Below are 14,250 nucleotides of genomic sequence, written 5' to 3'. Positions count from 1 at the left end.
CGACGCGACCGCGCCCCGCGGCAACCCCCAGACGCAGCACAGCAGTCAGAGAGGCACCCTCATGAGCAGCACCCTTCCCAAGATCGCCTGGATCGGCCTCGGCATCATGGGCTCCCCGATGTCGGAGAACCTGATCAAGGCCGGATACGACGTCACCGGCTTCACGCTGGAGCAGGACAAGCTGGACCGGCTGTCCGCGGCCGGCGGCAGGGCGGCGGGCTCGATCGCCGAGGCCGTGCGCGAGGCCGACGTGGTGATCACCATGGTCCCGGCGTCCCCGCAGGTCGAGGCCATCGCGTACGGCCCCGACGGCATCCTGGAGAACGCGCGGTCCGGCGCGCTCCTGGTCGACATGTCCTCGATCACTCCGCAGACCTCGGTGGACCTGGCCGAGGCCGCGAAGGACAAGGGCATCCGCGTCCTGGACGCCCCGGTGTCCGGCGGTGAGGCAGGGGCGATCGAGGCCGTGCTCTCGATCATGGTCGGTGGTGAGCAGGCCGACTTCGACGAGGTGAAGCCGGTCCTCGACGCGCTCGGCAAGACCATCGTGCTGTGCGGTCCGCACGGCTCCGGCCAGACCGTGAAGGCCGCCAACCAGCTGATCGTCGCCGTGAACATCCAGGCGTGCGCCGAGGCCGTGGTCTTCCTGGAGAAGTCGGGCGTGGACCTGAAGGCCGCCCTCGACGTCCTGGGCGGCGGGCTCGCCGGCTCCACCGTGCTGACGCGCAAGAAGGACAACTTCCTCAACCGCGACTTCAAGCCGGGCTTCCGCATCGACCTGCACCACAAGGACATGGGCATCGTCACGGACGCCGCCCGCAACGTCGGTGCCGCGCTGCCGGTCGGCGCCGTGGTCGCCCAGCTCGTCGCCTCCCTGCGCGCGCAGGGCGACGGCGGCCTGGACCACTCCGCACTGCTGCGCGCGGTGGAGCGCCTCTCCGGCGCCCGGCTCTGATCCGGCGGCCCCCACAGTCTCCGGGCGGCGCCGCCGCTGACACCTGTCCTGTCGCGCCCAGGCGTCGGCGCCGCCCGGTACCAGCTCCGACCACCGGACTTCAACAAACTGTTGACGTCCAGATCGCCCCGAACCTAGGCTCCACGAAGCGGAAGCAGCTTTCCGCTGCCCCTCGTACGGAAGGTCCACGATGTCGAAGCGCGTGCTTACGACCGAGTCCGGCGCTCCGGTCGCCGACAACCAGAACTCCGCCACCGCCGGCGTCGGCGGCCCGCTCCTCCTCCAGGACCAGCACCTGCTGGAGAAGCTCGCCCGGTTCAACCGCGAGCGCATCCCGGAGCGCGTGGTGCACGCCCGCGGTTCCGGCGCGTACGGGTACTTCGAAGTGACCGACGACGTCACGGACTTCACGTACGCCGACTTCCTGAACACCGTCGGCAAGCGCACCGAGCTCTTCCTGCGCTTCTCGACGGTGGCCGACAGCCTCGGCGGCGCGGACGCGGTGCGGGACCCGCGCGGTTTCGCGGTGAAGTTCTACACCGAGGAGGGCAACTACGACCTCGTCGGCAACAACACGCCGGTCTTCTTCATCAAGGACCCCGTCAAGTTCCCCGACTTCATCCACTCCCAGAAGCGCGACCCGTTCACGGGCAGGCAGGAGCCGGACAACGTCTGGGACTTCTGGGGTCACTCCCCCGAGGCGACGCACCAGATCACCTGGCTGATGGGCGACCGCGGCATCCCGGCCTCGTACCGCCACATGGACGGCTTCGGCTCGCACACCTACCAGTGGACGAACGCCGAGGGCGAGGCCTTCTTCGTCAAGTACCACTTCAAGACGAACCAGGGCATCCGCTGCCTGTCCACCGAGCAGGCCCAGGACATCGCGGGCAAGGATCCCAACTCCCACCAGACGGACCTGCTCCAGGCCATCGAGCGGGGCGTCAACCCGTCCTGGACCCTGCACGTCCAGATCATGCCGGCGGCGGACGCGGCGGAGTACCGCTTCAACCCCTTCGACCTGACCAAGGTGTGGCCGCACGCGGACTACCCGCTGCGGCGCGTGGGCCGGCTCGTGCTGGACCGCAACCCCGACAACGTCTTCGCCGAGGTAGAGCAGGCCGCCTTCTCCCCGAACAACTTCGTCCCGGGCATCGGCCCCTCTCCCGACAAGATGCTCCAGGGCCGGCTGTTCGCCTACGCGGACGCGCACCGCTACCGCCTGGGCGTCAACCACACCCAGCTCGCGGTCAACGCCCCGCGGGCGACGGTCGCGGAGAACTACGGCCGCGACGGCCTGATGGCCGCCAACCCGCAGGGGCGCGCGGCGAAGAACTACGAGCCGAACTCGTACGAGGGCCCGGTCGAGACCGGCCGCCCGCTGTCGGCGCCGCTCGCGGTCCACGGTCACACGGGCACGCACGAGGCCCCGTCGCACACCAAGGACGACCACTTCTTCCAGGCGGGCGAGCTGTACCGGCTGATGTCCGCGGACGAGAAGGACCGGCTCGTCGCGAACATCGCGGGCGGCCTCTCGCAGGTCTCCCGCGACGACGTCGTCGAGAGGAACCTCACCCACTTCCACGCCGCCGACCCGGACTACGGCAAGCGCGTGGAGGAGGCGGTCCGCGCCCTGCGCGAGGACTGACCCCAAGGACGCCCGCGACAGCCAAGGACCCGGATGAGGGGTGGTCCACCGGCTGCTCCGGGCAGGACGGGGGCCGCGGCGGCGTGCGAGCCAGTGCGGTGGTGCAGGCCCGCGGACTCCCTTCTCGACCTGAGAGAAGGAAGTCCCGGTCCCGTCGCATCCGCCGCGGTCCCCCAGCCACCCCCTTTCCGGGGGTGCCGCAGACTCCGTCCGGCGGCGCGAACGTCCTGTCGCGCCCAGCCTCGCGCCGTCGGACGGCAACAACCACACAGCCCACCGGTTCCAGAGCGCCGGGTACGGACGGTCCCGTACCCGGCGCTCCGCCGTCCGCCGCGGCGGGGCCGGTACGTACGCAAGCGGGCGTACCTCGCCTACGGAACCCTCAAATCAACCTCTGAACAACGGCGCAGGGGCTTCAACTCGCGGCGCCGAAGGCACATCCTCGGCACATGAGGCCCGCCGTCACGGGGGCGGCAGGCCTCATATCGGGGGAAGCACACAAGCACGGGGGAAGCACCAGGGAACCACAGCACGGGGGAAGCACCACAGCACCGCCGCACGGGGGATGCAGCACGAAGACGGGAGCCGCGCGGGACGCGGGTTCCGGACAGGCGGAAGGGCGGCTCACCGGTCGGTGAGCCGCCCTTCCGGCCGTCGTGCGGGGAAGAGCCGCCGGCGTCAGACCTTCAGCGTCCTGATCGAGGTGGGCGCGTGGCCCGGCTCGGTCGCGAGCTCCTCGAACTCGACGACTTCACTGATGTCGTTCGTCCTGCTCATCGCGATGTTGGTGACGCGTTCCAGGATGACCTCGACGACCACCGGCACCCGGTACTCGGCGGCGAGCTTCTTCGCCTGCTCGAAGGCGGCGCCCAGCTCGGCGGGGTCGGTGACCCGGATCGCCTTGCAGCCGAGGCCCTCGACGACCTTGACGTGGTCCACGCCGTAGACGCCCAGCTCCGGGGAGTTGATGTTCTCGAACTCCAGGTTGACCTGGAAGTTGATGTCCAGGCCGATCTGCGCCTGCCGGATCAGGCCCAGGTAGGCGTTGTTCACCAGGACATGGACGTACGGGATCCGGTGCTGGGCGCCGACGGCCAGTTCCTCGATCATGAACTGGAAGTCGTAGTCGCCGGAGAGCGCCACGACCTGGGCCTCCGGATCGGCCTTGGCGACGCCGAGCGCGGCCGGGACGGTCCAGCCGAGCGGGCCCGCCTGGCCGCAGTTGATCCAGTGCCGCGGCCGGTGGACGTGCAGCATCTGGGCGCCGGCGATCTGCGAGAGGCCGATGGTGGTGACGTAGCGGGTCTCCGGACCGAAGGCCTTGTTCATCTCCTCGTAGACGCGCTGCGGCTTGATCGGGATGTCGTCGAAGTGCGTACGGCGCTGGAGCGTCGCCCTGCGCTCCTGCGCGGACGCGGCCCACGCGGAGCGGTCGGGGAGCCCGCCCCGGGCCTTCAGCTCGCGGGCCACCTCGACGAACAGCTCCAGAGCGGCCTTCGCGTCGGAGGCGATGCCGTAGTCCGGTGCGAAGATCCGGCCGATCTGGGTGGGCTCGATGTCGACGTGGACGAACTTCCGGCCGGCCGTGTAGACGTCCAGCCTGCCGGTGTGGCGGTTGGCCCAGCGGTTGCCGACGCCGAGGACGAAGTCGGACTCCAGGAACGTCGCGTTGCCGTAGCGGTGCGAGGTCTGGAGGCCGACCATGCCGGCGTTCAGCTCGTGGTCGTCGGGCAGGATGCCCCAGCCCATGAGGGTCGGGACGACCGGAGTGCCCGTCAACTCGGCGAACTCCACGAGCAGGTGCGAGGCGTCCGCGTTGAGCACGCCGCCGCCGGCGACGATCAGCGGGCGCTCGGACTCGTTGAGCAGGGTGATCGCCTTCTCGACCTGGGCGCGGGTCGCGGCGGGCTTGTAGACCCCCAGCGGCTCGTACGTCTCCGGGTCGAACTCGATCTCGGTGAGCTGGACGTCGATGGGCAGGTCGATGAGGACCGGACCCGGACGGCCGGAGCGCATCAGGTGGAAGGCCTGCTGGAAGACGCCGGGGACCTGCGCGGCCTCCAGCACCGTGACCGCCATCTTGGTGACCGGCTTGGCGATCGAGGCGATGTCGACGGCCTGGAAGTCCTCCTTGTGGATCACGGCGGTCGGTGCCTGGCCCGTGATGCACAGGATCGGGATGGAGTCGCCGGTCGCGGAGTAGAGACCGGTGATCATGTCCGTGCCGGCCGGTCCCGACGTGCCGATGCAGACGCCGATGTTGCCCGGGTGGGTCCGGGTGTATCCCTCCGCCATGTGCGAGGCGCCCTCGACATGCCGGGCGAGGGTGTGACTGATCCCGCCGGAGGCCTTGAGCGCGGCGTAGAAGGGGTTGATCGCCGCGCCCGGGACACCGAACGCGTCGCTGACGCCCTCGCGCTTGAGGATCTCGACTGCCGCGCGGGCAGCGGTCATACGAGCCATGGAGTACTCCTGCTTCGCTGGCGGATTCGCGCTCCCGTCGCGCCCCTCGGAGAGCCATGTGATCCGTGTGGACCCCGCACCACGCATTCCGTAATGCGGAAAGTAACTTCTACTATCTGGAAGCAATGTAAGTGGCGGGCGGACGAACCGTCAAGAGTGGGCGGCGTGCCCGGACGCGGGTGCGCCCCGGCCTCGCCCGACCTCCGGCGTCGGGCCGTTCTGCTGACCGGAGGGGGACGGCGGGAGGACGATGGGGACGCTGTCCCGATGCCGCGTCGTCACTGGAGTGGGTTATGGCCGAGAGCGTGCCGGTGCGGTGCCCGGCCTGTCGCCGCGAGCACCTGTACACCGCGCCGCCCTACCCGTGCGAGTGCGGTGCGCCGGTGGCGCCGCCGCTGGACCGGCGCGCCGCGCCGGTCGCCGTCACCCACCGCGTCTGGGAGGAGGAATGGGTCACCGTCCGCTGCGGTGCCTGCGGCCGCCAGCACGAGTGGCCCCACCCGGAGCTGGACTGCCCGTGCGGCACGGTCCTGCGCATCCCGGTGCCGAGGACGCCGGCCGCCCCGCCCGCGGGCCCGCACCCCGGCTGCGGCGCCGCCACGGGCGAAGACTCGGGTGCCGGCTCCGGACGCCACACCGCGTTCGGCAGCGGCATCGGCGCCGGGACGGACACCGGCATCGGTGCCGGGACCGACGCCGGCACCGGTCCCAGTCCCGGGGGCAGCGTGTCCGGGACCAGGGGCAGCGTGTCCGGGACCACGGGCTCCGCGTCCGGGACCACGGGCTCCGCGTCCGGGACCGGTGGCACCGTGCCCCGGGCCGCGTCACGCGGTGGTCCGGCGGCCGAGCGTGGCACCGGCGCCGACGGCCGGTCGGAGGCCGGCCGGGGTGCGGCTTCGGGTGCGGGGCCGTCCGGCGGGACGCGGACCGGGACGGGCCGGTCCTGGCCGTCGGCCTCCGGCCCGGCGGCGGGCCGCGCCCGCCGCGGCCCGTTGCCCCGCGTCGCCGTCCCGGCCCGCCGTGCCGCCTTCCGGCCCGTCGCCATCAGGACGGCTCGGGACGCCGTCACCGCCGCCGCCCTCTACCTGCGGTGGCTCGGGTACCGGGACGTCAGGCGGGCGGACCAGCGGCCGCCGTCGGGGATCGGGCTCGCGGCACGGGGCCTGGTGGCACAGGTGGACCCGACCGTGCATCCGGCGACGCCGCGGGACGTGGAGTGCCTGTGGCTGACGGCCATGACGGAATCCGCGCGGTGCGTGTACTTCTCGCTCGCCGGCTACGAGGACGAGGCCCGCAGCCGCGCCGACGCCCTGCGCGTCGCCCTGTTCGTCCTCGACCTCACGGGCACCCCGCAGCCGGTCAACGGCAGCGCAGGCGAACTTCTCGCGCCGGGGGCCTGACCGCGACGCCGGGCCCCTTCACCGCGGCGCGGGCCGGGCCGCGCGCGGGACGCCCTACTCCCCGTACCCCTGCCGCAGTTCGATCTTCCGCACCTTGCCCGACACCGTCATCGGGAAGGACTCCAGGATCCGCAGCCGGCTGGGGATCTTGTAGTGCGCGAGCTGCCCCTCGCAGAAGGACCGCAGCTCCTCCAGCGTGAGCGGGTCCCCGGGGTCGCGGGGGATGACGCAGGCGAGCACTTCCTCGCCGTAGCGCTCGTGCGGCACGCCGACCACCTGGACGTCGGCGATCTTCGGGTGCGCGTAGAGGAACTCCTCGATCTCGCGCGGGTAGACGTTCTCGCCACCCCGGATGATCATGTCCTTGATGCGGCCGACGATCTCGACGTAGCCGTCGTCGCGCATCACGGCCAGGTCCCCGGTGTGCATCCAGCGCCCTGAATCGACGGCCTCCGCGGTCTTCTCGGGCTCGTCCCAGTAGCCGAGCATGACGCCGTAGCCGCGGGTGCACAGCTCGCCCGCCGAGCCGCGCGGCAGCGTCACTCCGTCCACCGGGTCCACGATCTTCACCTCGATGTGCGGCAGGACCCGGCCGACCGTGCCCGTGCGGTGCTCCAGATCGTCGTCGCGGCGGGTCTGGAGCGACACCGGCGAGGTCTCCGTCATGCCGTAGCAGATGGACACCTCCGCCATGTGCATCTCGGCGACCACCCGCTTCATCACCTCGACCGGACAGGGCGAGCCCGCCATGATCCCGGTGCGCAGCGACGACAGGTCGTACGTCGCGAAGTCGGGGAGGTTCAGCTCCGCGATGAACATGGTCGGTACGCCGTACAGCGAGGTGCAGCGCTCCTGCTGCACCGCCCGCAGGGTCGCCGACGGGTCGAAGGAGGGGGCCGGGATCACGATGCAGGCGCCGTGCGAGGTGGCGCCCAGGTTCCCCATGACCATGCCGAAGCAGTGGTAGAAGGGCACCGGCAGGCAGACCCGGTCCTGCTCGGTGTAGCCGACCGTACGGCCCACCCAGTAGCCGTTGTTGAGGATGTTGTGGTGGGACAGCGTGGCACCCTTGGGGAAGCCGGTGGTGCCCGAGGTGTACTGGATGTTGACCGGGTCGTCACAGCTCAACCCGGCTTCCCGCGCCAGGAGTTGTTCCTCCGTCACCGAGGCCGCCGCCGCCGTCAGCGCGTCCCAGGACGGGTCGCCGATGTAGACGGTCTCGCGCAGTCCGGGGCACTTCCCGCGGACCCGGTCGACCAGGGCGCGGTAGTCGCTGCCCTTGTGCCGCTGCGAGGCGATCAGGACCGAGATCCCCGCCTGCCTCAGCACGTACTCCACCTCGTGGGCACGGTAGGCCGGGTTGATGTTCACCATGATCGCGCCGATGCGGGCGGTCGCGTACTGGACGAGCACCCACTCGGGGCAGTTCACCGCCCAGATGCCGACCCGGTCGCCCTTGAGCACACCCTTGGCGAGCAGGCCGCGCGCCACCTCGCCGACCGCGGCGCCGAACTCGGCGTACGTCCAGCGCCGCCCCGACTCCACGTCCACCAGGGCGTCGCGTGCGGGGTGCGCGGCGACCGCCCGGTCCAGGTTCGCCCCGATCGTGTCGCCGAGCAGCGGTGTCGTACTGGTGCCGTGGGCGTAACTCGGCTCGTCGGCCGGGGAATTCGTCATCGGAAGTCCTCCTCGCGGTACTCCGCGGCGGAACCCGCGGCGGTGGCCTCGCGCAGCTCGATCCGGCGGATCTTGCCGGAGACGGTCTTGGGCAGCGCGCCGAACTCCAGCCGGCGGATGCGTTTGTACGGGGCGAGGACGCGGCGCGAGTGCTCGAAGAGCACCTTCGCGGTGTCCGGGCCGGGCTCCCAGCCCGCCGCCGGCACCACGTACGCCTTCGGGACCGCGAGCCTGAGCTCGTCGGGTGCGGGGACGACGGCCGCCTCCGCCACCGCCTCGTGCTCCAGCAGGGCGCTCTCCAGCTCGAACGGAGAGATCTTGTAGTCGCTCGCCTTGAACACGTCGTCCGCGCGGCCCACGTACGTGATGTAGCCGTCGGCGTCGCGGGAGCCGATGTCACCGGTGCGGTAGTAGCCGCCGGCCATGACCTCGGCGGTGCGGTCGGCGTCGCCGTGGTAGCCGGTCATCAGGCCCACGGGACGCGCCGAGAGGTCCAGCGCGATCTCGCCCTCCGACGCCCCCGGCGCACCCGACACCGGGTCGAGCAGTTCGACGCGGAACCCGGGGCTCGGCCGGCCCATCGAGCCCGCCTTCAGGGGCTGGCCGGGACTGTTGGAGACCTGGACCGCCGTCTCGGTCTGCCCGAAGCCGTCCCGGACGCTCACGCCCCACGCCCGGCGCACCTGCTCGATGACCTCGGGGTTCAGCGGCTCCCCCGCGGCGAGGGCCTCGCGCGGCGGGGTGCGCAGTGCGGTCAGATCGGCCTGGATGAGCATGCGCCACACGGTGGGCGGAGCGCAGAAGGTGGTGACACCGGCGCGGTCCATCTCCGCCATCAGGCGGGCCGCGTCGAAGCGCGTGTAGTTGTGGATGAAGACGGTCGCCTCCGCGTTCCACGGCGCGAAGAGGTTCGACCAGGCGTGCTTGGCCCAGCCCGGCGAGGAGATGTTCAGGTGCACGTCGCCGGGCTGGAGCCCGACCCAGTACATGGTCGCGAGGTGGCCGATCGGATACGAGGTGTGCGTGTGCTCGACCAGCTTGGGCCGGGCGGTGGTGCCCGAGGTGAAGTACAGCATCAGCGGGTCGTCCGAGCGGGTCGGCCCGTCGGGCTCGAACACGGCGGAGGCGTCGTACGCGTCCTCGTACGGGCGCCAGCCCCCGCGCTCGTACGACTGCCGCTGCCCGGGCGGGCCGCCGACCGCGATCCTGGTGTAGTCGCCCGGCACCTCGGCGAACTTGCCGGTGTCCTCGGCCCGGACGACGACCTGCCGGACCCGGCCGCGCTCGACGCGGTCCCGCAGGTCCGCGGGGCCGAGCAGCGGGGTCGCCGGGATGACGACGGCGCGCAGCTTCATCGCGGCGAGCGCGGTCTCCCACAGCTCGACCTGATTGCCCAGCATGACCAGGATGCGGTCCTCGGCACGGACGCCCTGGGCGCGCAGCCAGTTCGCGGTCCGGTCGGAGCGCTCGGACATCTCGGCGAAGGAGACGAGGGTGCGCCGGCCGTCCTCCTCGACGAGGTGCAGGGCCGTCCGGTCGTTGCCCTCGGCGATGACGTCGAACCAGTCGAGCGCCCAGTTGAAGTACTCCGGGCGGGGCCAGTCGAACCCCTCGTAGGCGCCCGCGTAGTCCTCGCGGTGTGCCAGCAGGAAGTCCCGTGCGCTGCGGAAGTCGTCCGTCGCGCTCGTCTTCACCGTCATGCGTCCTCCTCGTTGCCGGACAGCCACCTAACATCGTGTAATCCGTGACGCAGGTCTCACCACCCCCGAACGGGGGTGCGCCGCGACGAAGGGGCTAGCACGTGGCAGCTGATCCGGCCGAGGCGGCCGAGATGCGGGGTGCGCTGATCCGGCTGCGGCGGACGACGGGGCTGCCGGTCGCCTTCGGCGGCCTGGTCGAGCCGGGGCGCCGGCAGGTGCGCATCAGCGTCCTCAGCGGCACGGCGACGGCCGCGCTCAGCGCGCTCGCGGTGTCGTCGGGCAACGGCCTGGGCGGCAAGGCGGTCGCCCTGGCCCGGCCGTGCGCGGTGACGGACTACTCGTCGTCGCGGCAGATCAGCCACGAGTACGACGCCGCGGTCGCCACGGAGGGGCTGTGCTCCGTCCTCGCGGTGCCCGTCGTCGTACGGCGCCGGGTGCGCGGTGTCCTGTACGGCGCCCTGCGGACGGCCCGGCCGCTGGGCGACCGGACGCTGGCCGCGGCGGTGGAGGCGGCGCGGGACGTGGAACAGGCGCTGGTGGTGCGGGAGGAGGCGCAGGGCCTGCTGGCCGCCACGCGTGCGGCCGGTACGGCCTCCGGGGCGGTGTGGGAGGAGGTGCGGGAGGCGCACGGTGCCCTGCGGGCCCTGGCGCCCCGCGTCCAGGATCCGGCGCTGCGGGCCGAGCTGCTGCGGGCCTGCGGCCGGCTGGCCCACGCGGCGTCCCGCGAGTCCGCCGGGTCCGGCGACGCCCCGGATCCCGGGCTGGCCCCGCGCGAGATCGACGTGCTGGCGTGTGTCGCGGCGGGGTCGACCAACGCGGCGGTCGCCGAACGTCTCGGGCTCCGCCCGGAGACCGTGAAGGCCTATCTCCGCTCGGCGATGCGCAGGCTGGGCGCCCATTCACGCACGGAAGCGGTGGTCGCGGCACGGCGGGCGGGGCTGCTGCCGTAGGGGCACCGCGGGGGCGCGGGCCGCGGCGGCCGACGGGGCGCCGTCGTCAGGCGGGACCTGGCCGCGGAGGGACGCGCGTCCGCGTTCGGCGCAGGCTTTCCTCGGGGGCGGGCCAGGACCGACAGAGGCTGCGGCTGCCGGGCCCGGGTGCGGTGTGCGCCACCGTCTCAGGGGTCCGGTCGGGTGCGTGCTGCCGCTGCGGGTGCCGTAGTGCGGGCGCGTCCGCGGCGGCGGCAGCGGTGGTGCGGGACCGGGCTGTTGCCGGGACGCGCGCGTCCGCGTGCGGCGCGGGGCTTTCCTCGGGGGCCGACCAGGACCGACAGAGGCTGCGGCTGCCGGGCCCGGGTGCGGTGTGCGCCCCTGACCCGGGAACGGTGTGCGTCGCGGCCCGGGAGCGGTGTGCGTCGCGGGCCCGCGGTCCGGTCGGGGGCGCGCTGTCAGCGCGGGTGTCGTGGGGGCCCGCCCGGTCTCCGGAATGCCCCTCGTCTATCCGGTCCGGCGCCGAAAGACCTTATGCCGTGCTCTTGTTGTTTCCCTCACCTCCACGACCGGCCGAAATCAAGCGGCCGTTGCCTAATATTGGCCGGACGCGACGCACGAGGGGAGCGGTGACCGTGACAGGGGACTTCAAGGAGCCTGCGAGACCCCGCCCCGACCTGGTCATCGGCCGGAAGGACCTGTTCTCGGGCGCGCGCGAACAGCTCTCCCGCGGGGGCAGCGTGCTCGTCCACGGACCGGCGGGAATAGGAAAGTCGACCGTGCTGCGGGCCCTGGCGGCGGAATACGCCGACGCGGCCCGGACCGTCCTGCGCTGCTCGGCCACCGAATCCGAAACCCATATCCCCTTCCTCGCCCTCGCCGACCTTTTCGGCCTCGTCCTCGACGAGGTGTCGGACACCCTGCCCGCCCCGCAGCGCACCGCCCTGGAGTCCGCACTCACCGGCCGCGGCGAGTCGAGCCTCCAGCGCGACGGGCTCGCCCTGCGCCTCGCGGTGCTGTCCGCGCTCCGCGCCCTGGCCGCCCGCGGCCCGTTGCTGATCGTCGCCGACGACCTCCAGTGGCTGGATCCCGCCAGCACCGAACTCCTCGGCTTCGCCGCCCGGCGCCTGGGCGAGATGCCGGTGCGGATGCTGTGCGCGGTCCGCACGGAGGCCGAGCCCGAGACCCACCGGCACGATCCGCATCTGCGCGTGCTGCCGCCGGACACCCTCGCCGTACGCGTCGGCGCGCTCTCCCACCCGCAGGTCGCCGAACTGCTCGGCCACCGCGGTTACACCGGCCTGCCCCGGTCGGCCGTACGGGACATCCACCGCACCAGCGGGGGCAATCCCCTCTTCGCGCTGGAACTCGGCCGGGCCCTGGCCGAGAGTCCGACCGCCCCGCGACCGGGCGAGCCGCTTCCCGTGCCGACCTCGCTGCGCGCACTGGTGCTGCACCGTATCGGGATGCTGTCGGCCGAGGCCCGCCGCACCCTGCTCGTCGCGAGCGCGGGCGCCCGTCCCACCCAGGCCCTGCTCGCCGCCGCGGGACGCGAGAACGCCGAGACGGAGACCGCGTCGGCCGCCGCGCTCGGACTGCTGGCTCCGGAGCGGGAGGGTCCGGGGATCCGGTTCGCGCATCCCCTCATCTCGGCCGCCGTCTACGCGGAGGCCACCCCCCAGGAGCGGCGCGCCGCCCACGCCGCGCTGTCCACCGCGGCCTGCGACCCCATCGAGCGGGCCCGGCATCTCGCCCTGGCCACCACCGGCACCGACTCCGAGGTCGCCGCCCGGCTGGGCGAGGCCGCGGCCGCGGCCCGGGACCGGGGCGCGCCGTCGGTCGCCGCGGACCTCGGGCTGCTGGCCGCCCGGCACACCCCGGCGGACACCGTCCCGGGCCCGGACGAACGGCGGCTGCAGGCGGCCGAGGACGCGCTGACCGCCGGGGAGACGGATCTCGCCCGGGACATCGCCCGGGAGGTCCTCGGCCGTGCCATCGGGGCCGCCGATCGCGTACGGGCCTGGATGGTCGTCATCGACGCGGCCGGGCAGGCCATGGCCGAGGTGGACGCGGTCTTCCCGCAGGCCCTCGCCGACGCGGGCGAGGATCCCGCTCTGCTCGCGCTCGTGCGCTACCAACTGGCGTGGCGGGCACTGCTCCTGGAGGGTGAGACGGCGAAGGGCCGCGAGGAGGCGGCCCGCGCCGCGGAGCTGGCCGAACGGGCCGGGGACCGGCGCACCGAGCTGCTCGCGCTGGCGTTCCAGGCCCAGATGGAGACCATGATGGGCCACCCCGACGCGCCCGCGACCATCCAGCGGGCCATGCGGGAGCCGCAGGACCCGCGGGTGGCCTGCGACCACAACGGCGCGGGCGCGGCCCGCTTCCGCTGGCTGATCATGGGCGACCGGCTCGCGGAGGCGCGGACGACGATCACCGCGCTGCTGCGTGAGGTGCGGCGGCGCGGGATGGTCGAGAGCGAGGTGCACTTCCTGCGCGGGCTCGCCGAGACGGAACTGCGGTCCGGGCACTGCGGCCGGGCCCTCGACCTCGCCCGGGAGAGCCTGCGGCTGGCCCGGGACACCGGGATCGGGGAGGCGGCCACTGCCATGTTTAACTCACTCGCGGAGGCCGCGGGCGGCGACCTGGACCGGGCGCTCGCGCTGGCCCGGGAGGCGGTGGAGCGCGCTGAGGAGGACGGCGACGTGATCTATCTGTCGCGTGCGCTGGGCGCCCTCGGGCACGCCCACCTGGTGGCGGGGGACGCGTCGGCGGCCGTAGGGGCACTGCGGCGGGTCAGAGAGCTGGAGGAGAGTCTCGGGGTGACCGATCCGGCGCGCGGCCGCTGGCACGGGGACCTCGCGGAGGCGCTGGTCCTGACCGGCGAGCCGGCACAGGCGCAGGACGTCATCGACACCACACGGGTCCGTGCGCTGCGGCTGGGGCGGGCGAGCGTGCTGGCCCTGCTCGACCGGGCCGAGGCCCTGGCCCGCGCGGCCCGCGGGGAACACGGCGCCGCCGTAAGGCAGTTGGCGTCGGCGCAGGACCGGCTCGCCGAGCTGGGCTACGGACTCGAGGAGGCGCGGGCCGCGTACGCACTGGCCGGGCTGCGCCCGCAGCGGCCGGGTCCGGCGTCGTACGACGAGGCGGTACGGCTGTTCCGGCGCTGCCGGGCCCTGCCCTGGCTGCGCCGGGCCGAGTCGGCCGCCTCCGCGCCTGCGGCCCCGGCCGCGCCGGTGAACGCCCCCGTGGCACTGGACACGCTGGCCGCGACGGAACGCCAGGTCGCCGCCCTCGTCATGGAGGGGGCCACCAACCGTGAGATAGCGGGGCGCCTGTTCATCAGCGTCAAGACGGTCGAGGCCACCCTCACCCGGGTCTACCGGAAGCTGGGGATCCGGTCGCGGGTGGACATCGTCCGGCTGGCGGCCGGGGGCCGCACCGGGTGAAGGACAGGCGTACGGGACGTGCGCCCCGCACC

At 73.0% G+C, this 14,250-nt stretch carries 8 protein-coding genes; 5 read left to right on the top strand and 3 right to left on the bottom strand.

Features of this window, described 5'->3' with window-relative positions; all coding sequences use genetic code 11:
- Positions 1–61: 61 nt before the first annotated feature.
- Positions 62–955, top strand: coding sequence for a 2-hydroxy-3-oxopropionate reductase (locus ACFYP4_RS03125; RefSeq protein WP_358851574.1), 894 nt, complete (start codon positions 62–64; stop codon positions 953–955).
- 190 nt (positions 956–1,145) lie between these two features.
- Positions 1,146–2,603 carry a catalase gene (locus ACFYP4_RS03120; protein ID WP_358851575.1) on the top strand — a complete coding sequence of 486 codons (1,458 nt, stop codon included), beginning with the start codon at positions 1,146–1,148 and terminating at the stop codon, positions 2,601–2,603.
- Between the two features lie 678 nt (positions 2,604–3,281).
- Here the strand turns inward: ACFYP4_RS03120 and gcl are convergent.
- Positions 3,282–5,066, bottom strand: a complete 1,785-nt coding sequence (gene gcl, locus ACFYP4_RS03115) for a glyoxylate carboligase (protein WP_388782287.1) — start codon at positions 5,064–5,066, stop codon at positions 3,282–3,284.
- A gap of 809 nt (positions 5,067–5,875) precedes the next feature.
- Between gcl and ACFYP4_RS03110 the strand changes: the two genes are divergently transcribed.
- Positions 5,876–6,466, top strand: coding sequence for a hypothetical protein (locus ACFYP4_RS03110; protein ID WP_388782695.1), 591 nt, complete (start codon positions 5,876–5,878; stop codon positions 6,464–6,466).
- Positions 6,467–6,520: 54 nt separating this feature from the next.
- On the opposite strand, the gene ACFYP4_RS03105 is transcribed toward ACFYP4_RS03110, so the two are convergent.
- Positions 6,521–8,143, bottom strand: coding sequence for an AMP-binding protein (locus tag ACFYP4_RS03105; RefSeq protein ID WP_388782284.1), 1,623 nt, complete (start codon positions 8,141–8,143; stop codon positions 6,521–6,523).
- Positions 8,140–9,843: an AMP-binding protein gene (locus ACFYP4_RS03100; protein ID WP_358851578.1), complete on the bottom strand. Its 1,704-nt coding sequence runs from the start codon at positions 9,841–9,843 to the stop codon at positions 8,140–8,142. Before ACFYP4_RS03100 ends, ACFYP4_RS03105 begins: the two co-directional genes overlap by 4 nt.
- Positions 9,844–9,974: 131 nt before the next feature.
- Here ACFYP4_RS03100 and ACFYP4_RS03095 point away from each other — a divergent pair, with 131 nt between their 5' ends.
- Positions 9,975–10,793 carry a response regulator transcription factor gene (locus tag ACFYP4_RS03095; RefSeq protein WP_388782692.1) on the top strand — a complete coding sequence of 273 codons (819 nt, stop codon included), beginning with the start codon at positions 9,975–9,977 and terminating at the stop codon, positions 10,791–10,793.
- Positions 10,794–11,401: 608 nt separating this feature from the next.
- Positions 11,402–14,218 carry an ATP-binding protein gene (locus ACFYP4_RS03090; protein ID WP_388782280.1) on the top strand — a complete coding sequence of 939 codons (2,817 nt, stop codon included), beginning with the start codon at positions 11,402–11,404 and terminating at the stop codon, positions 14,216–14,218.
- Positions 14,219–14,250 lie beyond the last annotated feature (32 nt).

Origin of the sequence: Streptomyces sp. NPDC005551, assembly GCF_042871785.1 — a bacterium.
Classification (GTDB): domain Bacteria; phylum Actinomycetota; class Actinomycetes; order Streptomycetales; family Streptomycetaceae; genus Streptomyces.
This window is presented reverse-complemented; position numbering and strand designations above follow the sequence as displayed.

Bases quoted from the DNA above. Each gene is read 5' to 3' on its own strand.
- ACFYP4_RS03120 (WP_358851575.1), top strand. From the start codon at position 1,146: ATGTCGAAGCGCGTGCTTACGACCGAGTCCGGCGCTCCGGTCGCCGAC.
- ACFYP4_RS03100 (WP_358851578.1), bottom strand. From the start codon at position 9,843: ATGACGGTGAAGACGAGCGCGACGGACGACTTCCGCAGCGCACGGGAC.
- ACFYP4_RS03095 (WP_388782692.1), top strand. From the start codon at position 9,975: ATGCGGGGTGCGCTGATCCGGCTGCGGCGGACGACGGGGCTGCCGGTC.
- gcl (WP_388782287.1), bottom strand. From the start codon at position 5,066: ATGGCTCGTATGACCGCTGCCCGCGCGGCAGTCGAGATCCTCAAGCGC.
- ACFYP4_RS03105 (WP_388782284.1), bottom strand. From the start codon at position 8,143: ATGACGAATTCCCCGGCCGACGAGCCGAGTTACGCCCACGGCACCAGT.
- ACFYP4_RS03125 (WP_358851574.1), top strand. From the start codon at position 62: ATGAGCAGCACCCTTCCCAAGATCGCCTGGATCGGCCTCGGCATCATG.